This window comes from Gemmatimonadota bacterium (genome assembly GCA_016713785.1).
In the GTDB taxonomy this organism is placed as follows: Bacteria; Gemmatimonadota; Gemmatimonadetes; order Gemmatimonadales; family GWC2-71-9; genus JADJOM01.
The window spans coordinates 692,196-716,104 of record JADJOM010000001.1 but is presented as its reverse complement, the minus strand read 5'-3'; the positions used below and the strand labels follow the sequence as shown (position 1 = coordinate 716,104).

Genomic DNA, 23,909 nt, shown 5'->3' with positions numbered 1-23,909 from the left:
TGCGCGGCCTCAGGGGTGGCTGGACGTGGAGTGGCCGGGCGCGGCGCGCCGGGCCTGCTGCAGGTGGTGGAGCAGGGCCGCCACCTGGGGATCGGTGAAGACGTCGTCCAGCAGGCGGTTCATCGGGCGCTGCCAGTTGGGGCGAAGGGTGGACGGGGTGCCCGGCAGGTTCACCGCCACGCCCTCCAGCCAGAGGTCCTCGAGCCACGGCACCACCAGCGGGCTCCCCGAACGGCCCAGCCACTCGAGCAGGCCCAGCAGGAAGGTCGGGCGGTCCTCCGCGGCCACGCCCAGGTGCGCCGCGAGCCAGCCCATGGCCTGCACCCGTTCCTTGATGGCGGCGGGGGCGCCGGACTCTGCCAGCAGCCCGTAGCGCACCCGGTCGGCGATGTCGTTGCCGGCCAGCCACCCCGCGAACGTCGGCGTGTCGTGGGTCCCGATCAGCGCCATGTCGGCCGCGGTGGGCGGCGCGACGTTCGGGCCCGCCGAGGCCTGGAACATCGCCAGGTACATCCCCCAGATCCGGTGCCGCGGCAGCGCCTCGAAGATCTCCTTCGGCACGGTGCCGAGGTTTTCGCCCACCACCTCGCAGCGGTGGCGGTTCGATTCCAGCGCCAGGATGGCGAACAGCTCCTCCGCCGGGTACGACACGTAGGTGCCGTCGTGCAGCCCGAAGCCGTGGGGGATCCAGTACAGCCGGGTCCAGGCCATGATGTGGTCCACCCGCAGCACGCCGGCCAGGCTCGCCTGGTGCGCGATCGACCCCGCCAGGTAGCGGTGCCCCTCGTGGCGCGAGGCCTCGGGCAGCACCGGGCTGAAGCCCCAGTCCTGCCCGCTCGGGAAGCCGCCGTCGGGCGGCGCGCCCACCGACATCCCGCCGGCAAAGAGCTGCTGCCGCGACCAGGGATCGTACCCGTCGGGGTGCCCGCCGACCGCGAGGTCCAGCCCCAGCCGGAAGCCGTCGTGGTCGAGCCGCTCGCGGAGGGCGCGGAGCTGGCCCCGGACCCGGGGCTGGGCCACCAGGTGGAAGCGTTCCTCGTCCGGGTCCACCTGGTCCGGCGTGAGGGTGCCTCCCCGCGCCGCCACCGGCCAGTCGCGCCAGTTGCGGCCCAGCCGCGCCTGCGCCCCGCGGAACCGGGCGTAGCGCACCAGCTCCTCGTCCAGCTCCTCGATCGGCGGCAGTGCCGCCCCCGCGAGCGCGGCACGCACCTCGGTGTCGGCGCGGGTCACGTCGAGCATGGCCGGCGCCGCGGTCGGATGGTGCGCCTCGCCCAGGTCGAGGATCAGTTCCGACCAGAAGAGCCGGCTCACGGGGGAGTAGGGGCTCGCCTCGGGCCACTGGGTGTTGAACGTGGGCAGCAGCGGCAGCACCGTCACCAGGTCGCCGCCCTGACGCTGGACCCAGCGGCAGACCGATTCGAGGTCCCGCAAGTCACCCACCGAGCGGCTGCGGGCAGAGCGCAGGGCGGCGAGGTGTGTCCCCACGCCCCAGCTGTGCCGCTCCCCGGAACGCCGCCAGGCGTGCACCGGCGAGGCGATCACCGTGGTGCTCACCTGCTGGCCGGCGGTGTCCACGGTGAGCCGGTGGTAGCCGGCCGGGAGCGGCCCCTTGGACCGCAGCCAGCGGTCGAACTCCTCCAGATCCGCCAGGCCCCCATCCTCCAGCCGCAGCTGAAAGCTGAGCGGGCCGGAGCCCCCGACGCGGAAGGGCTGCAGGGTCCCGTCCCACGCCACCAGCACCGGCGGCACCAGCTCGGCCCGGCGGCGGGCGCGCACCGCGCGCAGGGCCTCGGCGGCGTCGGCCGTGGAGGAGACCGGGGCCCCCACCGCGGCGCAGACCCGCACCAGCGTCTCGGGGGCCACGGTCACCCGGCGGCCCAGCCCATCGGTGTAGCGGGTGGCGACCCCCAGCACGCGCGCCAGGGCGCGGAGGGGGGTGAGTTCCTTGGTGCGAGCGCTCATCGGGCGGGTCGGATCCGGATGGCCTGGCCGCCGCCGGGGGCCAGCACCACGCGCAGGCGGGTGGCGCTGGTCACCGCGCGGCGGGTGATGGTGACGGGCAGGGGATGGTCGCGCCAGTCGGCCCCGGGGCCGTCGGCGTAGATCTCCGCGATGTAGCGGCGGCCGGGCACGAGGAACGAGAGCGGGAGGTCGAGGGTGCGCGGCTGTTCGTCCGTGATGGCGCCCAGGAACCAGGTCGGGCCGCCGCGTTCCCGGCGCGCCACCGCGACGTAGTCGCCGATGCGGCCCTCGAGCACCCGGGTGGTGTCCCAGTCCACCGCCACGTCGCGGATGAACTGGAAGGCCGGCTGCCGCTCGTAGTTCTCCGGCAGGTCGGCGGCCATCTGCAGCGGGGAGTAGAGCACCACGTACAGCGCCAGCTGCTTGGCCAGCGTGGTGCGCACCCGGGGCTCGTCGGCGGTGCGGGGGCGGCCGGTGCCCCGCTCGATGAGCAGGTCGAACACACCCGGGGTGTAGTCCATCGGGCCCGCGAGCAGGCGGGTGAAGAAGAGGATGGTCTCGTGCTCCGGCGGGTTGCCGCCGTCGCCGCTCCAGGCGTTGTACTCCTGCCCCCGGGCGCCCTCGCGGGTCATCATGTTGGGCCAGGTGCGCCGCTCGCCGGTGTCGTGCAGCGGCTCGTGCACGTCGACCATGATGCCGTGCGCCGCGGCGGCCTCGATCACGCGGCGGTGGTGCTGCACCGCCACCTGCGACCAGTGGTCGTGCCCGCCGTCGATGGTGTCGGTGACGTACCCGGTCTTGATCGCGTCGAGGCCGAGTGACTGGTACAGCGTGAACGCGCTGTCGAGCTGCCGCTCGTAGTTGCGGATGCCGCCCGAGGTCTCGTTGTGGACGATGAGGCGCACCCCCCTGGATCGGGCGTAGGCCGCCAGGGCCGGGAGGTCGTAGTCGGGGTACGCCTGCGTGAACGAGAAGGCGTTGCGGTTGCGGATCCAGTCCCCGTCCCAGCCGGTGTTCCACCCCTCCACCAGCACGCCGCCGAAGCCGTTGGCCGCCGCGAAGTCGATGTACCGCCGGGTGTGCTCGGTGGTGGCGCCGTGCTTCGGGCCGGAGCTCCACGTCATGGTGCCGATGTGCATCCCCCACCAGATGCCCACGTACTTCATCGGGTGGATCCACCCGGTGTTGGCGATGGCGCTCGGCGGGTTGAGCTTGAGGCCGAGCAGGGCGGGGGAGAGGTCGGTGACGCGGTCGGCCAGCTGCAGGGTGCGCCAGGGGGTGACGAGCGGGGCCTGGCCGCGCGCCAGGATCCCATCGGCCATCGGCGCGAGGTCGGCCTGCAGCGTCCGGCACTCGATGCAGCCGCCCTTGAGGTTCATCCGGGGGTAGTCCACCAGGTTCGCCTCGTGCAGCACCATGTAGGTGCGGCCGTCCTGCGACTCCATGGTGAGCGGCGTCTGCACCCGCTGCAGCAGGCTCACCGGGCCCGCGCTGTAGAGCATCTCGGAGCGGTCCATCCGCGGCCGGTCGGACGGGATGAACCAGGCCCGCGGGTTCTCGACGAAGCCGAACTGCGTCAGCTCCTCGGTCAGCGCGTAGCGGCCGAAGCCGGGCTGCTCGGGGACCTCGTAGCGGAACCCGATGCCGTCGTCGAAGGCACGGACCCGCAGCACCAGCCGGCGGCAGCCGGGGCCGACGGCGTCGGGTCCCCGGACGACGACGCACTCCTCTTCCGCCCCGACCGCGAGCTCGTTGTACTGCTCCCGCACCCGCGCCACCTCGCCCCAGGGCTGAGTCCACCAGGCGTCGTGGGCGCTGCGGGTGGTGTCGCGGATGACCCAGCCCGAGTCGATCGGGGCCTGGCCCTCGAAGCGGAGGCCCAGCCGCGACGGGTGGACCAGGGGGCGGCCGTCCCGGTCCAGCCGCCAGGTGAGGCGGTCCTCGAGGACCTCGATGGTCACCCGGGTGCGTCCGTCGGGAGACGCCACGGACACCTGGGCCGGGAGCGGCGCCGCGGCGAGGGCCACCGCGGCGAGGGCGGCGAGGGGAAGTCGGGTGGGACGGGGCATGGGGCTGATTTCGTTAAGGTACGGCCCGCCGGGCTGGTCGGCCAGCGGACCTTGCGCCCGGGGGGCACGGCGTGGAACATACGGCGGGCGTCGCGGCCCTCCCGGGCGGCTGGACCGGGACGCGGCGCCCGGCAGCCCCTCTCCCATCCAGCCCGCACCCCGGATGCCTCCATCGTGCACCAGATCCAGCTCGGCGGGATCGACTACGCCATCCTGATCGTCTACTTCGCATTCGTCCTGGGCATCGGGTTCGTGCTCCGGCGCCACGTGAAGAGCAGCGAGGACTTCTTCCTCTCGGGACGGTCCATCCCCACGTGGATCGCGGGCCTCGCGTTCCTCTCGGCCAACCTGGGCGCCCAGGAGGTCATCGGGATGGCGGCGTCGGGGGCCAAGTACGGGATGATGACGAGTCATTTCTACTGGGTCGGCGCCATCCCCGCCATGGTGTTCGTGGGCATCTTCATGATGCCGTTCTACTATGGCTCCCGCGCCCGCTCGGTGCCCGAATACCTGCGGCTCCGCTTCGACGAAAAGACCCGCGGCTTCAACGCCATCACCTTCGCCGTGATGACGGTGCTGTCGAGCGGCATCTCGATGTACGCGCTCGCCAAGCTGCTCGAGCTGGTCCTGGGCTGGAATTTTCACACCAGCGTGATCCTCTCCGCGGTCATCGTGCTGGTCTACATCTTCTTCGGCGGCCTCACCTCGGCGATCTACAACGAGGTGCTGCAGTTCTTTCTCATTGTCCTGGGCTTCCTGCCGCTGGTGCTGCTCGGGCTCAAGGACGTCGGCGGCTGGTCCGGCCTCACCGCCCAGCTGGAGCCGGTGGCCACCGGCGCCGGCTACGCCGCGGGCGCCTGGTCGGACAGCTGGCGCCACCTGGGCTCCGCCGACGCCAACCCCATGGGCGTCGAGTGGTTCGGCATGGCCATGGGGCTCGGCTTCGTGCTCTCGTTCGGCTACTGGTGCACCGACTTCCTGGTGGTGCAGCGCGCCATGGCCGCGGAGTCCATGCTCGCCGCCCGCCGCACCCCGCTGCTCGCGGCCATCCCCAAGATGCTCTTCCCCATGCTCGTCATCGTGCCGGGAATGATCGCCATCGCCCTGCACCAGGGCCGCGGCGGGCTGCTGCCCCTCGGTGCCGACGGGAATCCCAACTACAACCTCGCCATGCCGGTATTGCTGGCGCACTACCTGCCGTCCGGGCTCCTGGGCCTCGGGCTCACCGCCCTCATGGCCTCGTTCATGTCCGGGATGGCGGGCAACGTCACCGCCTTCAACGCCGTGTGGACCTACGACATCTACCAGTCGTACATCCGGCCCAACCAGACCGACCGGCACTACCTCCGGATGGGGCACGCGGCCACCGTCTTCGGCATCGCGCTGAGCGTCGGCGCGGCCTACGCCACCACCCGCTTCAACAACATCATGGACATGCTGCAGCTGGTGTTCGCCTTCGTGAACGCCCCGCTGTTCGCCACCTTCCTGCTCGGCATGTTCTGGCGCCGCACCACCGGCCACGGCGCCTTCTACGGCCTGCTGCTCGGCACCCTTGCGGCCGCCGCCCACCACGGGCTCACCCTGCCGCACGGCGCGGTGGCCGGCCTCAAGGGCGGCTTCCTGGGCGCGGTGCTCCACACCTACCCGAGCGAGATGGCCCAGAACTTCTGGACCGCCATCATGGCGTGGAGCGCCTGCTTCCTCGCCACCATCGGGATCTCGCTGGCCACCCCGCGGCTCAAGACCGACGACGAGCTCCGCGGCCTGGTCTACGCCCTGACCCCGCGCCAGTCCGACCATGGCCTGACCTGGTACCAGCGGCCGGCCACCCTCGGCGCCGTGGTCCTGGGCCTCACGCTGGTCCTCAACATCCTCTTCTGGTAACCTCGCCATGAACCTCGACCTGCGCCTGCCCATGGGGCTCATGTTCACGATCTTCGGCGTGCTGCTCACGGGCTTCGGGATCGTCTCCGGTCCCGAAATCTACGCCCGCTCCCTCGGCATCAACGTGAACCTCTGGTGGGGGCTCGCGCTGCTCGCCTTCGGGCTGGCGATGCTGCTCCTGGCGTTCCGGGCTTCGCGCGCCGGGTCGCCCACGCCGGATCGCTGACGGCCCGTTTCCCGGAGGCACCCATGCTCGTCCGCCCGCTCCTCGTCCTTGGCCTGTTCCTCGCCACCGCCTGTGGCGGCGGCAATGCCGGTGCCGCCCCCGGTACGCCGGCCCCGGTGCCCACGGCCATCGAGGTGACGAGCAACCACGCCGTCCCGGTCGATGTCTACGTCACCGGCCGCGGCCTCAATCGCCGCCTCGGCACGGTGCACCCGGGCATGGCCAGCCGCTTCGTGATCCCGCAGTCCGCGCTGGTGAACGGCGGCGTGCTCGAGATCGAGGTCCGGTCCGCCGCCGGGCCGGTGTTCCGCAGCGGGGACCTGCTGCTCTCCCCCGGCGCGCTGGTGGAGCTGGTGGTCGCGGCGCGGATCTTCGCCAGCACGGCGAACGTCCGCGCACCCTAGCCTCACGGGGGTGCCAGCGCCGCCGTGGCCGGGAGCGCCCGGCCCTCGCCGTCGAACAGCGCCAGGCTGCCGTTGCCCCAGACGTACAGCCCGGTGGCCGGCACCGCCTCCGGATACCACCAGAGCACACCCACCCCGCGGCCCGCACCGACCGATCCTACCGCTTCCATCAGGTCCCGGAGGAATCGGGCCTGGCCCTCGCGGGTCACCGGCCAGCGCAGCGTGGTGGCGTCGGGGACGATCCCCTCCCACCCGCCTGCCCGCCACGGGTAGGCCGTCTCCACCACCAGGATGCCCCGACCGTAGCGGCCCGCCGTCGCGCCCAGGTTGGCCCGCAGCTCGCCGATCGTGCCGTGCCACCACGGGTAGTAACTCAGGCCGATCAGGTCGAATGGCACCCCCCGCGCCACCAGGTGGTCGAAGAACCACTGCGTCGCCGCGGCGGACCCGCCCTGCGAGAAGTGGATGAGGACGCGGGTCGAGTCACCGGCGCCGCCGCCAGCATGCACGCCCCGGATGCCGGCCTGGAGCAGCCGGGTGAACTGGTCCCAGCCCGTGGTGGTGTCCGGGGCGCCACTCAGCCGCCCCAGCGGCCAGAGCATCCCGTCATCGACCTCATTCCCCACCTGCACGATGTCCGGAGCGCAGCCGGCGGCGCGGAAGCGGGCCAGGACGTCGGCGGTGTAGGCCTCGACCGCCTGTTCCAGTCCCGCGAGGTCCAGGGTGTCCCAGGCCGCGGGGGTCGTCTGGTGGGCCGGATCCGCCCAGGTGTCCGAGTAATGCAAGTCAAGCAGCAGCCCCGCGCCGGAGGCCTTCACCCGCTGGGCCAGGCGCAAGGTGTACTCGAGGTCGTTGACCTGTACCTCGCTGCCATCCGGCTGGAGAAAGAGGCGCAGCCGGAAGAGGTTGGCCCCGTGGCTCCGGAGGATCGCGATGGCATCGCCGGGCGCCCCGTCATCCCGAAAGACCGCCCCGGCCGACTCCAGCCGCTCCAGGGCCGAGATGTCCGCGCCGCGGAGCGCTGGCCGCGGTGCGGAGGCGCCCTGCTCGACTCCCGTGGTGCAGGCGAGGACACCGCCCAGGGCCGCCCACCAGCCCGGCAGCCGCAGGCCGTGCATCAGGGGCCATCCCCGAACTCGAGCCGCACCCATTCCACCTCCACCCCGTACGCGTCCGGCGCCGCCGCCATCCCGTCCACGCGCCGGAGCGAGAGCTGCAGCCGCTCCAGCCGTTCCCGCCGCAGGCCATCCCCCGCGCCGCCCCGCCCCGCCGCCGGTCCTACCCAGTAGTTCCACTCTCCCGGAAACCCCTGCGGCAGGAGCACGCCGCGCGCCACGGTAAGGCTCGCGAGGGGGACCTCCAGTTCGGCCCAGGCACTGTCGAGCGGCACCGCCGCGCTCCAGCTGGTGCCGTCGTCTTCCATCAGGGTGAGGTACAGCCGCTGGCCGGCGCCGAGGCCACGCGCCCGCAGGCGCAGGCGGGTGGCGGCGGCGATCGCCTCTCCGCGGGCGCTCACCCGGTCGGCGACCACCAGTGACGCCGTGTAGTCCTCCGGGCTCCAGCCGCTCCGGTCCACCGGCAGCGGCAGGTGAAAGACGGTGCCCCCAGTGCGCGGCGAGAGCCCCACCTGGAAGCGCCCGCTCCGCCCCGCGTCGCCGATGCGGGTGAAGGCCAGACGGTGCACGTCGGTGGCGGGATCGAACAGCGTGAGCGGGGTGCCGGGATCCACCACCGGCAGGGGCCAGGATCCTTCCGCGCCGAAGTTCCAGTCCCACGGCTGGGCGGCGCGGTGGCCGGGAAAGGTGGTGGCCCTCCCGTCACGGTAGAGCGTGATCACGTACTCGTAGGGCCCCGCGCGCAGCTCCCCGCCGGGGATGCTGGCGGCGTACTCGTAGCCGCCCGCCGGCTGCATGGGGTAGGCGTGGTACCAGTCCCCCGCGGTGCGCCGCAGGAAGAGCCGCGCCGAATCCGGCGGCGTCGGATCCACCACCCGGGCGCGCAGCACCGCCTCGCGGCCGGCCAGCAGCGCCGCCGGGGCGAGGGGCGTCACGACGGTGGGGAGGGTGTCCTCGGGCGGGGCGTGGTACTCGGTCATGCCCACCTGGCCCACGTGGGTCGGGAGCGTGGCGATATCGACCGGGCCGGCGGCGCTCAGCAGGTACACGCCCGGCATCACCACGAAGCGTCCATCCTCCGCCCGCGTGGGCGCGCCGCTGCCGGGGGTCACGGACTGCACCGCGAAGCCCCGCCCCAGGTCCGGCAGGGCCACGGTCATCGGCCACGGGCGGCGGATGGCGCGGGTGACGATCTTGTCCGGTCGCGGCAGCTCGAACGGGTCCCGCACCGGTACCGCGTCGGGATACACCTCCAGGCGCCACAGGCCGGCACGCACCCGGTCCATGAAGTAGATCCCCTCGCCACCGTAGGTCACCGTCGGGGACGAGCCGTACCCCGCGATGCGGCGCAGCGCCGCCGGGTCGGGGGGCACGGACCGGGTGGAGCCGGCGTAGAGGAAGGCATCCGCCGCCACCAGCTCGCCCAGGTTCTCGTCCGCCGACACGTGGAAGTCGCCGAAGCGGGTGTTGCCGGGGTAGGGGCCGTAGTCCCGGCCGCGGGGGAGCCGCTTCATCGCCTCGGCGGCCACGATGGCGCTCATCGCTTTCCGCGGGGTGTAGGCCAGGCTCAGGTAGTGGGTCTGCCACCCCAGGTTGCGCGAGGCCGTCCGCTGCATGTCGTAGGCGAACATCGCCGCGAACTGCGCCCCCACCGCCCGGAAGGCGCGTGCCATCGCCGGGTACATGGTACCGGTGCGGAGGTCGGGGCTGTCGAACTCGTAGACGATCCGCGGCAGCCGCGCCAGCTCGGGACGGCGCATGTCGGGGAAGTCGTCCACGGCGCGCAGAAAGTTGCCCGGGAGCTCGTAGCCTGCGTTCAAGGCGGAGGGGTACCAGCCGAAGGTGATGCCCTGGGCCTTGGAACGCCGGATCGCCTCGCCGATGCGGAAGTCCTGGCTCACGTTGTAGAAGATCGGGGTGCGGCAGCCGGTGGAGCGGACCGCGTCGGTGAGGGTGTTGATGTAGCGGACCGAACCCGCGAGGTCGTCCGGGTGGTGCACCGGCTCGTTCACCAGCTCCAGGAACAGGAACGCCGGCTCGTCCTTGAGGGCCACCCCGGTGTAGGGATTCACGTGATTGAGGATCTGCCGCAGGTAGGTCACCTGCGCGGCGATGGCCGCCGGGTCGGTGCCCATCCGCTCCCGCGGGTAGCGCCGGCCGAAGCCGGGGGCGGTGGTGTCTGCGAGGGCGTCCGGCCACTTGGCGTTGTAGAGCTGGATGGGGCTGAACAGCATGTAGATGCCCCGGGCGCGGGCGCGGGCGATCAGCCAGTCGAGCAGGTCCAGGTGGTCGGTGGCCAGCAGGTTGCCCAGGCTGTCGGCCGACTCCCAGTCGCCCCAGAACGTCAGCCGGAGCCCGTCCCACCCCATCCGGGCAAACTGCGCCATGTCCTCGTCGATCATCGCCTTGCGGTCGCCGCCGGCGTGCCCGGCCGCGCGGTAGTCGCTGGCGGTGTGGATCACGTAGTTGGCGCCGAACAGCGCCACCTCGGTGCGGTCGTCCTTCCAGCGCATCACCCCCGCGCCATCGATGTACGCGGCACGGGTGGCTGGCCGCTGGGCCGGCAGGCTCGCGGGGACGCCGAGCAGGGCGGGGAGCACGAGGGCCAGCGCGGGGATCAGGCGCATGCGGGGCTTTCCGATCGGATCATCGTGGCGCGACGGCTGGGATCGTCGGCGGCACTGGGCCGCTGGCCACGGGGAGTGTCAGGGTAGCCGGAGCGAGGCCATCCGTGGTCGCGGTGACCGTCAGCGTGCCGTGGCCGGCCGCGCGTACCACCGCCAGGCCACGCCCGCTGAAGACCCGGCGCCGGTCGCCGCCGTAGGGCGTGAGGTCCTGCAGGTCGGCGTTGTCCAGGGTCACCAGGGTGCCCCCGCGCACCGCCACCCGCACCTCCGGGCCGGCGGTGGGCACCACCACCCCCGCCGCGTCCACCACCTCCACCCGCGCCAGCAGCACATCGCCGGGCGTGGTGGTGAGGGTGTCGCGCGCCGCGATGAACCGCAGCGCCGCGGCCGGCCCCGCAGTGCGGACCTCCGCCTCACAGGCCGGCGTGCCGTCCCGCCGCTTGCCCACCGCCCGCAGCACCCCGGGTTCGTAGGGCACGTCCCAGCGGAAGTGCAGGTCGGTCGTGGTCGGGTGCACCCGGGGCTCGGCGTAGGTGTTCCAGCCCCCGGCGGTGCCCGGCGCCGGGAACTCCTTGCGTTGCTCGCCCAGGGAGCGGCCGTTGAGGAAGAGCTCCACGATGTTGCAGCTGGAGTAGGCCAGCACCGGGATCACCTGGCCCTCGCGCCCCGGCCAGTTCCAGTGCGGGAAGAGCCGCAGCACCGGCTCGGTGCTCCACAGGCTCTGGTACAGGTAGTAGATGTCCTTCGGCAGGCCGGTGAGGTCCATCGCCCCCGAGGGGAATCCCTTGAAGGGCCAGGTGCTCTCCCCCAGGTAGTCGATCCCGGTCCACATGAAGTTGCCGCTGAAGTAGTCGTGCAGCGTAACCCACTTCCACAGCCGCTCCGCGGTGATCATCCCCGAGGTGTAGTTCGGCCGCGGCACCGCGGGATCGTCCCCCAGCGAGTACTGCTCGTCGAACGACTGGAAGATCGTCCCGCTCTCGGTGCCGATCATCTTCCAGTCGGGGTGGTCGTGGCGGTCCGGCTCGGCGTAGAGCTCCCGCCGCTCGCGCCACCGGTCCACGTAGTTGTAGCCCACGATGTCGAGGGCCTCGAGGAAGGGCAGCGTGGCGGGCCGTCCGTCGGCGGCGATGTTGTCGTTGCCGGTGGTCACCGGCCGGGTCGGGTCCTCGCGGTGGAAGAGGTCGAGCAGCCGCTGCAGCACCGCCACGCCGTCGGGCGTGACCTGCTCGCCGATCTCGTTCCCCGCGCTCCACAGCACGATGGACGGATGATTGCGGTCCCGTCGCACGAAGTCCGTGACGTCGCGCTCCGACCACTCCGCAAAGTAGCGGTGGTAGCCCTCGGGCACCTTGCCGATGGTCCACTCGTCGAACGCCTCGGCCATGACCAGGAAGCCCAGCCGATCGCACAGGTCCAGGAACTCCGGCGCGGGCGGGTTGTGGCTGGTGCGGATGGCGTTGGCGCCCATCGCCTTGAGCGCGGTGAGCCGCTCCAGCCACACCCGTTCCGGTACCGCGGCGCCGAGGCCGCCGGCATCGTGGTGCAGGTTCACGCCGCGGAGCTTCACCGGCCGGCCGTTGAGCAGGAAACCGCGGTCGGCGTCCCAGGCGGTGGACCGGATGCCGAACGGGGTGTCCGCGAGGTCATGAGTGAAGGCGCGCGCGCCCCCATCCGAGATGACCGACCGCAGCATATACAGGTGCGGGGACTCGACCGACCAGAGCCGCGGCGCGGCGAGGGTCAGCGTCTGCTCCAGTTCCAGCGTTTGCCCGGCACCCAGCGAGAACGGTGTCTCCACCCGCGTCAGCAGCCCGCCCCCGGGCCCGACCACGGCCGATGCCAGCACGCCCCGGCGTGGCACGGTCCCGTCGTTCTCGATCCGGGTCCGCACCGCGATCTCGGCGCCCGCCGTGTCGGCGCGCGGGGTGGTCACGAAGGTGCCCCAGTGGCCCAGGTGCAGCGGGGCCATGGTGCGCAGCCAGACGTGGCGGTAGATGCCGCTCCCCGTGTACCAGCGGGAGTTGGGCTCGGCGGAGTTGTCCACCCGGACCGCCACGACGTTCTCGCCGGGGCGGAGCCGGCGGGTGATGTCGTACGCGAAGCTCGAGTACCCGTAGGGCCGCCGGCCCAGGTGCACCCCGTTGAGCCAGACGTCGCTGTTCATGTAGACGCCGTCGAACTCGAGCCAGATGGCGCCGGTCTGCGCGCCCGCCGGCAGCCGGAAGGTCTTGCGATACCAGCCGACCCCGTTGGGGAAGTACCCCACCCGGCCGCCGCCCGGGGCGTCCTCCGTCGGGGTGCCCTCGATGCTCCAGTCGTGCGGCACGTCGACCCGGCGCCACGCGCGGTCATTGAACCCGGGCGCCTCGGCGCCCGCGGGGTCGCCCCTGGTAAAGCGCCAGCCCGGATCCATCGACCAGCGCGTGCCCTGGCCGGCGGCGGGCGCGGCCAGGAGCGTGGCGCAGAGCAACAGGACCGACGCGGGGCGCATCATCGGATCACCAGTGGGCAGGGGTGGCGGCCGGCTCGGCGGTCACTGCAGCAGGAGGATGCCATGCGGCGGGAGCGTGAGGTGGTCGCCGCGCTGGGTGCGGCCGGTGAGCAGGTCCTTGCGGCCCCCGAGCTCGATGCCGGTCACGTGCACCCGCACCGCCTTGGGCCGCGGGTTCACCAGCACCACGATGCCGCCCCGCCGGTAGGCGATCACGTCGTACGGCGCGTCGGTGCTGATCGAGACGAAGTCGCCGCGCATGAGCGCCGGCTGGGTGCGGGTCAGTTCAAGGATCCGGCGGTAGAAGGCCCGCGCGCTGTCCGCCTGTGGCTGGTCCCACTGCACCAGCTCGCGCTCGAACAGCGGCAGCGCCTGCGGGCTTTCCACCTCCTGCCCGTTGTAGAGCAGCGGCCGGCCCGGCAGCAGCGCCGTGGCGGCGAAGGCCGCCCGCGCCCCCGCGCCGGCGCCGAAGATGGCCCCCGGCGGCTTGTCCCACGCCGTCTCGTCGTGGTTGGTGGTGAAGCGCAGCCGCATGCCGCCGGGCGGCATCTGGTGCAGGTCGGCGATCTCGTCGCGCACAAAGTCCGAGGCCGAGCCTCCGCTCCAGACCTTCTTGAGCCGCTTGTAGCCGTCCCAGCCGTAGGTCAGGTCGAACCCCGCGCCGTGCAGCGCGAGGTCGCCCCACTCGGCCAGCAGCAGGATGGGGCGGGGCACCGCGGCGCGGAGGGCCGGCAGCGCCTCGCGCCAGTAGCCGATCGGCACGAACCCGGCGACGTCCACCCGGTAGCCGTCGATCCCGAACTCGGTGAGCCACCATTGCATGGCGGCCGTCATCTCCCGGCGCAGCGCCGGATTGCCGAAGTCGAGCTGGGCCACGTCGGTCCAGTCGGTCAGCTTGCCGTCGGCGTCCCGGGGCACCATCGGCACCCCCTGCGCGTCGCGGAAGTAGTAGTCGGGGTGTTCCATGACCCAATGGTGGTCCGGCGAGGTGTGGTCGGGCACCCAGTCCAGGATCAGCTTCATCCCCCGGGCGTGCACCGCCTCGACCAGCGCGCGGAAGTCCTCCGCGGTGCCGTAGGCGGGGTTGATGGCGCGGTAGTCGCGCGGGGCGTAAGGGGAGCCGAGGGTCCCCTTGCGGTTCTTCTCGCCGATCGGGTGGATGGGCATGAGCCATACCACGTCGGCACCCGCCGACTCGATCCGGTCGAGGCCCTCGATCACCCCGCGGAAGTCACCGGAGGGCGAGAAATCCTGGACGAACACCTCGTACAGGGCGCTTCGGCGCACCCACGACGTGTCCGGGGCCAGCGCCTGGGCCCCGAGGGGCCCCGCCATGGTGGCGAGGGCCACTGCCCCGGCGACCAGTGAATCGTGCATGCGCATCCGTGCCGTCTCCTGAACCGATCGTTGGCGTGCCCGCTTCCCGCGCTCCCTCGCCCCCCGGGTCGCGGCTTCGCCGCTCCCCCACGGGGCTCGGTCGCCGCTTCCCGTTTCCCGCTTCCCGCTTCCCGCTTCCCGCTTCCCCTCTGCCCAGCCTCAGAGCTTCGTCCCCGTGTCCACCGCCACCGCCCGCATCGGGGCCAGGAGCACCGGCGCCGACCCCGTGGAATCCACCACGAGGCTCGCTCCCGCGCAGCTGGCGCCGGTCCGGCCGCCGGTCAACCGGTCGCAGTAGGTACCGGGTACCAGTCCGGTGGGCAGGGCCACCTGCAGGCTGTCGACCTCGCGGTTGATGGCCACGAAGCCCAGTGTGCCCCGTGCAAAGGCGATCGCGTTGGCGCCGTTGTCCCACCAGTGGGTCACGCCGGTGCCGGCCACGGCCCGCCGGAATGCCACCATCGAGCGGATCGCCGGGTCCCGGTGTTCGCACACCCACTGCCCGATCGCGGCGGCCTCCAGGCTGCCGGCGCAGGTCACCGGCAGGGTCCAGCCGTCCGCGTCCGACGGCGGCCCCATGCTGTTTCCCCCGGGGCAGCTGAACGCAAAGCTCGAGAGCACCAGCGGGTAGCCGTACGGCTCGGCCAGCATCCAGACGTTGGCCAGCCGGAACACGTCGCCGTCGCGGTAGTCGAGCCCGCAGCCGTGCTGGGTGTCGTGGTTCTGCAGGAACACCAGCGCCTTGCCGGTCGGCATGATGCCCCAGGCCAGCTCCGAGAACTGCGATCCCGCCGGCCCGGCCGGGTTGAGCTGCGACACATGCTCGCCGTTCGTCCCCAGGAACTTGTTCCCGGTGCCCAGGAAGGTGAACTCGGTGATGTCGGCCGCCCCGCCCGAGGAGTAACCGATCCCGAAGTAGTCGCCCTCGCCGATCGCCTCGCCCGAGGCGCCGCTCACCTCGAGGTACACGTAGGGCAGGGGACGGCCCTCGCCCTGCAGGGTCACGTTGACGGTGTCGAGGATGGCGTCGAGGTCCGCCTGCTGGATGTGCTTGGCGGCGTCGACGCGGTAGCCGGCCACGCCCATCCGGGCCAGGGCCAGCAGGTAGTCGGCGATGGCCCGCCGCACGCCGGGCCGGTCGGTCGCCAGGTCCGGCAGCGAGAACAGCTCGCAGTCCTGGACGTTCGCCGCGCTCTGGTAGTTGCCCACCGTGCAGGGCGGGTGGAAGTCGGCCTGGGTGTAGAGGCCGGGATAGTCGTACTTGCTGTAGGCGGTGCCGTTACTCCCCGTGCCGGGGCTCGGGAAGTTGGTCATGTGGTTGATCACCGCATCCACGATGATGTCCACGCCCACCGCATGGCACCTGGCCACCATGTCCGTGAAGTCGGCCTCGGTGCCGGAGCGGCTGCGGGCCAGGCTGTAGCTCACCGGCTGGTAGCGCTCGCTCCAGTCGTGGGTGGGGACGATGCTGTGTTCCTGCGGCGGCGAGACCTGCACGGCCCGGAAGCCCGACGGGCCGAGCACGTTCTCGCACTCCGTGGCGATGTCGGCCCAGCGCCAGTCGAAGAGGTGCACCATCACGTCGCCGGCGGCCATGTGGCCGCTGGCGCGCCAGGTGGCCGGCACGGTGGGGCGGGGGGGCGGCGGGTTGGGGTTGCCGTGGGCATCGGTGGGCCCGTCGCCGCAGGCCACGAGGGCCAGGGCCAGCAGCCCGGTGCGGAAGGGGCGAGGTGCAGGGGTCATGGTGCGGCCCGGGGAGGGGGAAAGCCCCGCGGCTTCACCGCCGAAACGGCGAAGCCGCGGGTTGGTTCCACTGCGGTGCGGCCCGGCCTAGTAGCCCGGGTTCTGCGTCAGGTTCGGGTTGGCCGACAGCTGGGAGGCCGGGATCGGGTACAGGTTCAGGTGGTCCGGCGTCGAGGTGCCGGCCTGCACGTTCCCCTTCCACGACCAGATGTACGTCCCGCCGGTGAACTGCCCGTAGCGGACCAGGTCGGTGCGGCGGTGACCTTCCCACAGCAGCTCCCGGCCCCGCTCATCCAGGATGAACTGGAGGTCCATCTGGCCGAGGGTGATGTCGCCGCTGTTGTCGCCGTACGCCCGCTGCCGCAGGGCGTTGACGTAGCCCAGCGCCGTGCCGCTGTTCCCGCCGCCGCCGCGCAGCACCGCCTCGGCGTACATCAGGTAGGCGTCACCCAGGCGGAACATCGGGAAGTCGGTGTCCGGGAAGGCCGCGTCCGAGCCCTGGCCGCCGGTTGACTTGATGTTGGTGAACTTGGGCGCCGGGATGCCGTTGGCGAAGTTCGTCAGGCTCGCGATGGCGATCGACTGGGTCGTCGTGTCGTTGTAGAAGAACGCGGCACGCGGATCGCCCACCGAGCGGTTGTACGCCTCGGGCTTGAGCCGCAGCCCCCACCAGCAGCCGTCCACCCCGTAGTCGGCCGGGTCCATCGCGTTGCCACAGGAGGCGTGGATCAGGAACGTGGTGCCGCCGTAGCTCTTGCTGTGGATCCCGTCCTGGACGATCGGGAAGATGATCTCCGGGGAGGTGTGGTTGTCCGCCTGGAACAGGTGGTCGTAGCTCGGATCCAGGGAGAACGGCCCGGCGATCACGTTGCTGAGTTCGGCCAGCGCCAGGTCGTAGTGCGGCGTGCCGGTGTAGACCTCGGCGTTCATGTACACCTTGGCGAGCAGCATGGACGCCGCCTCCTTCGTGGCGCGGCCGTAGGTGCCCGCGCCCGCCGACGGGAGGTCCGGCTGGATCGCGATCAGCTCGCTCACGATGAAGTCGTACACCTCCTGCCGGGTGTTCTGCTTGGGGGGCGTCGGGTTGTTCACCGTCACCACCGGGATCGGCCCGAACAGGTCCACCCCGTGCCAGTACGCCAGCGCCCGGAGGAAGCGCGCCTCGGCCCGGAACTGCTGGATCTGCGCCTTGAGGCCGGCGCTCACCCCGCGCTCCGTCAGCAGCCCGTCCGTGGTCTGCTTCAGGAACTCGTTGGTCCACCCCACCTCCAGGTAGATCCGGGCGAACATCGCCCCCAGGAAGTCGTTGCTGGAGCCCCAGGCCTGGCCGTTGAACTCCTGCACGGCTCCGTCACCCCAGGCCAGCACCGCCTCGTCGCTCGAGAGCTCCTGGTGTTCCCAGTAGAGCCGCATGTACTGGGAGAAGCCCTCGTCGCTGATCGTCTGGATGTCCTTGTTGCCGGCCGGGCCCTGCTGGCCGGTGGTCGAGAACCCGGCGTAGATCTTGGCCAGGAAGGCCTGGTACGAGGCCGGGTCCTTGAAGATGTTCTCTTCGGTCACCGTGCTGGACGGCGAAACCGTCGGGTCGGTGCAGCCGGCCAGCCCCGCGCAGAGCACGGTGGCGGTTCCGGCGAGCATCGCGCGTAACGTGCGATTCATGTCTCAGTCCCTTGTCGAGGGTTCAGGGTTCCGGTCGGGCGCCTAGAAGCGGAGGCTCAGGCCACCGCTGAAGGTGCGCGAGCGCGGATAGAGATTGTTGTCGATGCCGTTGAGGCCCGCCGTCGGGTCCACCCCGCTGTAGCCGGTGATGGTGAAGGCGTTCTGCAGCGTGCCGTACACCCGGGCCGACTGCCCCCGGAGGTCGAAGGAGTACCCCACCGTGATGTTGTCCATCCGCAGGAACGACGCCTTCTCAATATAGTAGTCCGAGAAGAGCTGCTGCGTGGTGAAGTCGGTCTCCAGCACGGACGAGTGCAGGTTGTACGGCGAGCCGCGGGTCACCTCGGAGTAGGTGCCGAGGTTGGACGCCACGTTGTTGTACACGTAGTTGCCCAGGTAGGCCCGCAGCGTGAAGCTCGCGTCGAACTTGCCGTAGGTCAGGTACGACGAGTGCCCCAGGATCCACTTCGGCGCCGGGTCGTGGAACGGCCGGCGGTCGTTCTGGTTGATCACGCCGTCGTTGTTCAGGTCCTTGTACGACCCCTCGACCGGCTTGCCGTTCTGGTACAGCTGCTTGTACACGTAGAATGAGTTGACCGCCTCGCCCGGGCGCAGCACCTGGATGGTCTGGCCCACGCCGCCGGCGATGCCGCCGGTGAGGATCTGCTGCGCGGCGCCGCCGAACGGGGTGATGGTGAGCAGTTCGTTGCTGTTGTGCGCCGCGGTCACGTCGGCCGTCCAGCGCAGGCCGTTGCGGTTCTCGGCGCTGCCCTGCAGCACCTTGGCGCTCAGGGTGAACTCGAGGCCGCGGTTGCGCATGCTGCCGATGTTGGTGGTGACGAAGTCGCCCGGCACCGTGCCGGCCGCCGCCGGGACCGAGAAGATCAGGTCGGTCGTCTTCTTGTCATACCAGTCGACCGTGCCGGTGAAGCGCTGGTTGCTGAACCCGAAGTCGAGGCCCAGGTTGAACGACCGGGTGGCCTCCCACTTGATGTTCGGGTCCACCGCGCTCGGCCGGATGGTGGTCACGAACCCGTTGCCCATCCAGTACTGCGACTGCGCGTCGCCCACCGTGTAGGTGGACTGGAACAGGTAGTCGCCGAACGACTGGTTGCCGGTCCGCGCCCACGAGCCCCGCAGCTTGAGGTCCGACAGGCTGTACCGCCCCTTCAGGAACGACTCCTCCGACAGGCGCCACGCCAGCGCCACCGAGGGGAACGTGCCCCACTGGTTGCCGCTGCCGAACCGCGACGAGCCGTCCCGCCGCAGCGTGAAGGCCGCCAGGTACCGGTCGTTGACGTTGTAGTTGGCCCGCCCGAACAGCGAGATGAGCCGCGCGTCGGTGACGAACAGCCGGGCCGTGGTGGTCTTGGCCGACGGCACGCCGTCGGTGCCCAGCAGGTCGGTGCTCAGGCTCTCGGCCTGGACCGTCGGGAACTCCGCGTGCGACTTGGCGAACGAGTAGCCGCCGGTCAGGTCCAGCGCCCCGGGGCCCACCTGCCGCGGCACGGCGTAGTTGAGGTACGCCTCGGCCAGCGCGTTCTGCTGGGTCGGGTTCTGCCGGAAGTAGTTGCCGAAGTGCGAGTTCTTGGTCTCGCTGTGCATCACGCTCGGGTTGAACTGCACCCGGTCGGCCTTGGTCACGTCGAAGCCCACGTTCACGTTGGCCTCGAGACCCTCGATCCACGGCAGGCGGTACCCGCCCTGCACGTTGCCGATGCCGCGATACGTGGTGGCCTCGTCCCGCGCCAGGCTGAGGATCGCCACCGGGTTGTCGGCCGACTGGATGCCGCCGGTCCACTCGAAGAAGCCGGTCGACGACAGGCTGTCCTTCACCGGCTGGGTCGGGCCGTACTGCGCCGCGTTCGAGACCACGCCGCCCGGCGTGAACTTGTCCTCCTGCCGGCTGCCGCGCAGGTTCGTCTTGATGCTCAGCCGGTCGTCCAGCAGCAGCTGGTTGTAGTTGATGCCGAGGCCGATCCGCTTGGCGGTGGTCCCCTGGATGATGCCGTCCTGGTCCAGGTAGTTGAACGACAGCCGGTAGTTGGAGCTGTTCCCGGCGCCGCTCAGGGCGAAGTTCTGCTCCTGTCCGTAGCCGGTGCGGCTCACCAGGTCGAACCAGTCGGTGTTCGCGGTCTGCAGCTGCGCCACGTTGCCCGGGGCGTACTGGGTGACCGCCGCGCGGAACTGCGCCGCGTTGAGCATCGAGGGCGTCTTGGTGATGCTCGACGCCGAGACGCTGCCGCTGTACTCGAACCGCGGCGAGGTGCGGCCCTTGCCCGTCTTGGTGGTGATGATCACCACGCCGTTGGCGGCGTTGGCGCCGTAGATCGCGGCCGCCGAGGCGTCGCGCAGCACCGTGATGCTCTCGATGTCCTGGGTGTTGAGGAAGTTGAGCGCGTCGCGGCCCACGCTGACGCCGCTGCCCGAGCCGGTGCCGAGCGGCATGCCGTCGACCACGATCAGCGGGTCGCTGCTCGCGTTGATGGAGGTCGCGCCGCGGATCCGGATGGTCGTGCCGCCGCCCGGCTCGTTGTTCTCGACCACCTGCACGCCCGCCGCCTTGCTCTGGATGAGCTCGGTCGGGGTGATGATCCGGCCGGTGTTGAAGCTCTCGGAGGTGACGCTGGTGACCGCGCCGATGATGTTGCCCGCCTGCTGCTCACCGTAGCCGATCACCACCATCTCGGAGAGGTCCACCGCCTGCGCCGTGAGCGCGATGTCGAGGTCGGCGATCTCCCCCGCCGCCAGGCTCACCGCCCGCACCGCGGGCGCGTATCCGATCATCCGCACCCGCACCGAGTCCTCCCCGGCCGGCACGCCCATCAGCTGGTAGGTCCCGTCCTCCCGGGACAGGGTGGTGCGGCCGCCCACCGAGACCGTCGCGCCCGCCACCGGGCGCTGCGACGCCTCGTCGGTGATGTGCCCGCGCAGCCCGCCCGTCGTCTGCTGCGCAGCGAGGGGCGTGAGCCAGAGTGCCGCCATGAGCACGCCTAACATGTGCCTTGGCCGATTCATAGTCGCGCGCTTCCTTTCAGGAACGTTCAACAACAAAAAGCCCCGGCCACCGGGCCGGAGCATGGGAACAACCAATGTCGGGGTGGCCCGGAGCGCAGCCAGCGCCTCGGGGCGCTGCCTGGCACCAGCCTGTGCTGTCCACGGGTCGGGCATGCCCGCATGTGGTCCACGCGTTCGGGAGGCAGGCGGATGGCTGCATCGATGCGGCCCGGGGCGGCCACCCCGGGGGCGGGCGAGGCAGGATCGCGTCTAGGAAACGTGGGCAATCGGGGGGGCCAAAAACGGAGTGGTGCTCCAAGACCGTCGCCCACGCGGCAGCCAATATTCCGGCCGATACCGGGACCGTCAAGAGGCATTCTCCACCACCTCCGGCAGTTCGAGTGAGGTGCACATGAAGGTATCTTTATGCATTGCAAGGACCTCCGACCGCTCCCAGGGGTCGTGCGGGGCCTCAGAAAGTCGCGGTCGCCGCGCCCGCCCATTCCGACGAAATTGTCACCATAAAGGAGGGATTCTCGCGAGAACGCCAGACTGCGGCGGCCACACCACAGGCCACGGGCCTGCGCCTGCTCCGCCGCCCGCCCCTCCCCGGCCCAGAGACCCCCTGACCACGCCGCCCCCTCGCCCGCCGTGACCGCGCGCCAGGGTCGCGTTATTCTTCCCCCTCGGCCATGCTGATCGCTGCGGTCCACCGGAGTGCCCCATGAACGCCACCGACCAGAAGCTCATCGTCACCATCGCCCTCGCCGCCGCCCTCGCCGATGGCCGCGAGGATCCCCGCGAGACCTCCGCGCTCCGCGCCGTCGCCGACGCCGCCGGCATCACCGACCTCGACGCCCTCGCCCGCGAGATCGCGGAAGGCACCGTGCGCCCCGCCGAGCTGGCCCGCCAGCTCTCCGACGAGCCGGCTCGCCGCCTGGCCTACCAGACCGCGCTGGTGGCCTGCCACGCCGATGGCCCCGCCTCCGAGGCGGAGCAGCGCTTCCTCGACGAGCTCCGCGCCGCGCTCGGCATCGAGGGGAACGCCGGCCCCACGGCTCCGCCCGAGGTGGGCAGCGGCACGCCCCCGAGTCCCGACCTCAATGACCTCATCATGCGCCAGGCGATGCTCACCGGCGCCCTCGAGCTCCTCCCCGAGCGCCTCGCCACCATGGCGATCATCCCCCTGCAGCTCCGCCTGGTGTACCAGATCGGGCAGCGGCACGGCCAGCAGCTCGACGCCAACCAGATCAAGGACCTGGCCGGCACCCTCGGCATCGGGGCCGCGGCCCAGGTCATGGAAGGCGTGGTCCGCGGGGTGCTGGGCGGACTCACCAAGGGGCTCTTCGGCGGCATGATCGGCGGGGCCGCCGGCGTCGCGGCGGGGGCGGCGGTGACCTTCGCGTCGACCTATGCCCTGGGGCACGTGGCCAGCCAGTACTACGCGCAGGGACGGTCGCTCAGCGCCGCCGACCTCCGCGCGCTCTTCGCCCGCTTCCAGGAGGAGGCCCGCACCCTCTTCCCGCGGGTGCAGGAGCAGATCCAGGAGCAGTCCCGGACGCTCAACCTCCAGACCGTGCTGGCCACCATCCAGGGCCGCTAGCCCCCGGCCGGCGGCTCAACGCCGCCGGCCGCCGCCACGTAGCATCCACGGGCCGGCGTCTGCCGGCCCGCCGCTCATCCCCCAATCGGATCCACGCCATGCGCCCACTGTTCGTGCGCGGCCTCGCACTGCTGGCCGTCCTCACCGGGCTGCGCGCCCCGCTCACCGCCCAGACCTTCACCGCCGACGACCCGGCCCTCCGCCGCATCTGGACCCTCGGCATGGACAGCTCGCGCGCCGAGCCCCTGGCGCAGGTGCTGTTCGACTCCATCGGGCCCCGCCTTACCGGCACCGCGCTCCAGAAGAGCGGCAACGACTGGCTGGTGCGCACCTACACCAGCTGGGGCATCACCGCCCGGAACGAGCGGGCCGGCAGCTGGCGGGGCTGGCGCCGGGGCACCTCACATATCGACCTGGTGGCGCCGCGGGTGCGCTCCCTCGAGGGCACCATGCTGGGCTTCAGCCCCGGCACCCGGAAGAAGGACCTCACCGCCACGACGGTCATCCTCCCCCGATTCGCCGACAGCACCGAGTTCGTCCGCTGGCTGCCGCAGGCGCGGGGCAAGTTCGTGCTGGTGTCGGCGCCGCAGCCCACCTGCCGCCCGGTGGAGAACTGGGAGAAGAACGCCACCCCGGACGCGAAGGTACGGATGGACAGCCTGCGGGCGCAGGCCCGCCGGGAGTGGGCCGGCCCGAGCGTCCGTGGCACCGGCTACAGCCTGGCGCTCGGCACCGGAGAACTCGGCCTCCGCCTGGAGCAGGCCGGCATCGCCGGCATGATCACCAGCCGTCCCAAGGACGCCTGGGGCACCATCGAGATCTTCGATACCTACAACACCCGTGCTCCCGCCGTCGCACTGTCCTGCGAGGACTACGGGCTGGTATACCGCCTCACCGAGCGCCACCAGGGCCCGAAGCTGCGCCTCAATCTCGACGCCGAGCTGCTGGGCGAGCAGCCGGTGTTCAACACCGTGGCCGTGATCCCCGGGACCAGCCGGGCGGGAGAGTACGTGATGCTCTCGGCCCACTTCGATTCGTGGGACGGCAGCTCCGGCGCCACCGATAACGGCACCGGCACCGTGGTGATGATGGAGGCCATGCGGATCCTCAAGCAGGTGCTCCCCCGGCCCAGCCGCACCATCCTCGTGGGCCACTGGACCTCGGAGGAGAACGGCCTGGTCGGCTCCCGCGCCTTCAGCGAGGACCACCCCGAGGTGCGTGAGGGGCTGCAGGTGCTGCTCAACCAGGACAACGGCACCGGGCGCATCGTCCGGCTCGGCGCGGCGGGCCTCCCTGACCTGGCCCGCCACCTGGAAGGCTGGCTCGCCCGGCTGCCGGAGGAGCTGCGCAAGCCGATCACCTTCAGCGGTCCCGGGTTCCCCTCGGGCGGCGGGAGCGACGACGCCTCCTTTGCCTGCTGGGGCCTCCCGGCCACCAGCCTCGGTGCCCACGGCTGGGACTACGGCAGCTATACCTGGCACACCAACCGCGACACCTACGACAAGGTGGTCTTCGACGACCTGCGCGCCACCGCGACCCTCGCCGCGATGCTCGCCTACATGGCCGCGGAAGACAGCGCGACCGTCACCCGGGAGCGCGTGGACCTGGCGGCCCTCGCCGAACGGGCCCGGGCCGACACCACCCGTGGACCGCGCCGGCCCATCCCCACGGCCTGGCCCGAGTGCCAGGCCGCGCCGCGCAGCACCAAGCCGCGCCTCAAGTAACCGGTCGTGCGGGCCGGGGGACGGA

Annotated in this window: 14 protein-coding genes; 5 read left to right on the top strand and 9 right to left on the bottom strand. The window is 71.5% G+C overall.

All coding sequences use genetic code 11. The features are described from left to right. Positions 1–9: 9 nt before the first annotated feature. Complete coding sequence (locus IPJ95_03160) at positions 10–1,962, bottom strand: 4-alpha-glucanotransferase (GenBank protein ID MBK7922615.1); 1,953 nt, start codon at positions 1,960–1,962, stop codon at positions 10–12. Further along, positions 1,959–4,031, bottom strand: a complete 2,073-nt coding sequence (locus IPJ95_03155; GenBank protein MBK7922614.1) for a glycoside hydrolase family 97 protein — start codon at positions 4,029–4,031, stop codon at positions 1,959–1,961. Before IPJ95_03155 ends, IPJ95_03160 begins: the two co-directional genes overlap by 4 nt. Positions 4,032–4,214: 183 nt before the next feature. On the opposite strand from IPJ95_03155, the gene IPJ95_03150 reads away from it, so the two are divergent. The 3 genes from IPJ95_03150 to IPJ95_03140 are packed head-to-tail and all read left to right on the top strand — an operon-like array spanning position 4,215 to position 6,545. Further along, a complete protein-coding gene (locus IPJ95_03150) occupies positions 4,215–5,915 on the top strand; it encodes a sodium:solute symporter family protein (protein MBK7922613.1) in 1,701 nt (566 codons plus the stop codon). A gap of 7 nt (positions 5,916–5,922) precedes the next feature. Beyond that, positions 5,923–6,141 (top strand): hypothetical protein, encoded by a 219-nt coding sequence (locus IPJ95_03145; protein ID MBK7922612.1) that lies wholly within the window; start codon positions 5,923–5,925, stop codon positions 6,139–6,141. Positions 6,142–6,164: 23 nt separating this feature from the next. Continuing rightward, complete coding sequence (locus tag IPJ95_03140) at positions 6,165–6,545, top strand: hypothetical protein (protein MBK7922611.1); 381 nt, start codon at positions 6,165–6,167, stop codon at positions 6,543–6,545. 2 nt (positions 6,546–6,547) lie between these two features. Here IPJ95_03140 and IPJ95_03135 read toward each other — a convergent pair whose 3' ends face one another. From IPJ95_03135 to IPJ95_03105, 7 genes are all read right to left on the bottom strand, one after another. After that, positions 6,548–7,663, bottom strand: coding sequence for a glycosyl hydrolase 53 family protein (locus IPJ95_03135; GenBank protein MBK7922610.1), 1,116 nt, complete (start codon positions 7,661–7,663; stop codon positions 6,548–6,550). Further along, positions 7,663–10,287 (bottom strand): hypothetical protein, encoded by a 2,625-nt coding sequence (locus IPJ95_03130; protein MBK7922609.1) that lies wholly within the window; start codon positions 10,285–10,287, stop codon positions 7,663–7,665. The genes IPJ95_03135 and IPJ95_03130 overlap by 1 nt, the downstream gene beginning before the upstream one ends. Positions 10,288–10,306: 19 nt before the next feature. After that, positions 10,307–12,784 carry a DUF4982 domain-containing protein gene (locus IPJ95_03125; protein ID MBK7922608.1) on the bottom strand — a complete coding sequence of 826 codons (2,478 nt, stop codon included), beginning with the start codon at positions 12,782–12,784 and terminating at the stop codon, positions 10,307–10,309. 39 nt (positions 12,785–12,823) lie between these two features. Then, entirely contained in the window at positions 12,824–14,158 is a 1,335-nt protein-coding gene (locus IPJ95_03120) for an alpha-amylase (protein MBK7922607.1), read from the bottom strand. Positions 14,159–14,317: 159 nt separating this feature from the next. Further along, complete coding sequence (locus IPJ95_03115) at positions 14,318–15,901, bottom strand: alpha-amylase family protein (protein MBK7922606.1); 1,584 nt, start codon at positions 15,899–15,901, stop codon at positions 14,318–14,320. 87 nt (positions 15,902–15,988) lie between these two features. Continuing rightward, the gene (locus tag IPJ95_03110) at positions 15,989–17,560 is read right to left on the bottom strand and encodes a RagB/SusD family nutrient uptake outer membrane protein (GenBank protein MBK7922605.1); all 1,572 of its coding nucleotides are present in this window, start codon (positions 17,558–17,560) and stop codon (positions 15,989–15,991) included. 42 nt (positions 17,561–17,602) lie between these two features. Further along, entirely contained in the window at positions 17,603–20,545 is a 2,943-nt protein-coding gene (locus IPJ95_03105; protein ID MBK7922604.1) for a SusC/RagA family TonB-linked outer membrane protein, read from the bottom strand. A 736-nt stretch (positions 20,546–21,281) separates the two neighbouring features. On the opposite strand from IPJ95_03105, the gene IPJ95_03100 reads away from it, so the two are divergent. Together IPJ95_03100 and IPJ95_03095 are read left to right on the top strand one after the other, a co-directional pair. Further along, positions 21,282–22,160 (top strand): DUF533 domain-containing protein, encoded by an 879-nt coding sequence (locus IPJ95_03100; GenBank protein ID MBK7922603.1) that lies wholly within the window; start codon positions 21,282–21,284, stop codon positions 22,158–22,160. A 98-nt stretch (positions 22,161–22,258) separates the two neighbouring features. Continuing rightward, positions 22,259–23,884 (top strand): M20/M25/M40 family metallo-hydrolase, encoded by a 1,626-nt coding sequence (locus tag IPJ95_03095; protein ID MBK7922602.1) that lies wholly within the window; start codon positions 22,259–22,261, stop codon positions 23,882–23,884. Positions 23,885–23,909: the final 25 nt, after the last annotated feature.

Excerpts from the sequence above, each read along its gene's own strand:
- IPJ95_03160 (MBK7922615.1), bottom strand. The coding sequence starts at position 1,962 with ATGAGCGCTCGCACCAAGGAACTCACCCCCCTCCGCGCCCTGGCGCGC.
- IPJ95_03155 (MBK7922614.1), bottom strand. The coding sequence starts at position 4,031 with ATGCCCCGTCCCACCCGACTTCCCCTCGCCGCCCTCGCCGCGGTGGCC.
- IPJ95_03145 (MBK7922612.1), top strand. The coding sequence starts at position 5,923 with ATGAACCTCGACCTGCGCCTGCCCATGGGGCTCATGTTCACGATCTTC.
- IPJ95_03140 (MBK7922611.1), top strand. The coding sequence starts at position 6,165 with ATGCTCGTCCGCCCGCTCCTCGTCCTTGGCCTGTTCCTCGCCACCGCC.
- IPJ95_03135 (MBK7922610.1), bottom strand. The coding sequence starts at position 7,663 with ATGCACGGCCTGCGGCTGCCGGGCTGGTGGGCGGCCCTGGGCGGTGTC.
- IPJ95_03130 (MBK7922609.1), bottom strand. The coding sequence starts at position 10,287 with ATGCGCCTGATCCCCGCGCTGGCCCTCGTGCTCCCCGCCCTGCTCGGC.
- IPJ95_03125 (MBK7922608.1), bottom strand. The coding sequence starts at position 12,784 with ATGATGCGCCCCGCGTCGGTCCTGTTGCTCTGCGCCACGCTCCTGGCC.
- IPJ95_03120 (MBK7922607.1), bottom strand. The coding sequence starts at position 14,158 with ATGCACGATTCACTGGTCGCCGGGGCAGTGGCCCTCGCCACCATGGCG.
- IPJ95_03115 (MBK7922606.1), bottom strand. The coding sequence starts at position 15,901 with ATGACCCCTGCACCTCGCCCCTTCCGCACCGGGCTGCTGGCCCTGGCC.
- IPJ95_03110 (MBK7922605.1), bottom strand. The coding sequence starts at position 17,560 with ATGAATCGCACGTTACGCGCGATGCTCGCCGGAACCGCCACCGTGCTC.
- IPJ95_03105 (MBK7922604.1), bottom strand. The coding sequence starts at position 20,545 with ATGGCGGCACTCTGGCTCACGCCCCTCGCTGCGCAGCAGACGACGGGC.
- IPJ95_03100 (MBK7922603.1), top strand. The coding sequence starts at position 21,282 with ATGAACGCCACCGACCAGAAGCTCATCGTCACCATCGCCCTCGCCGCC.
- IPJ95_03095 (MBK7922602.1), top strand. The coding sequence starts at position 22,259 with ATGCGCCCACTGTTCGTGCGCGGCCTCGCACTGCTGGCCGTCCTCACC.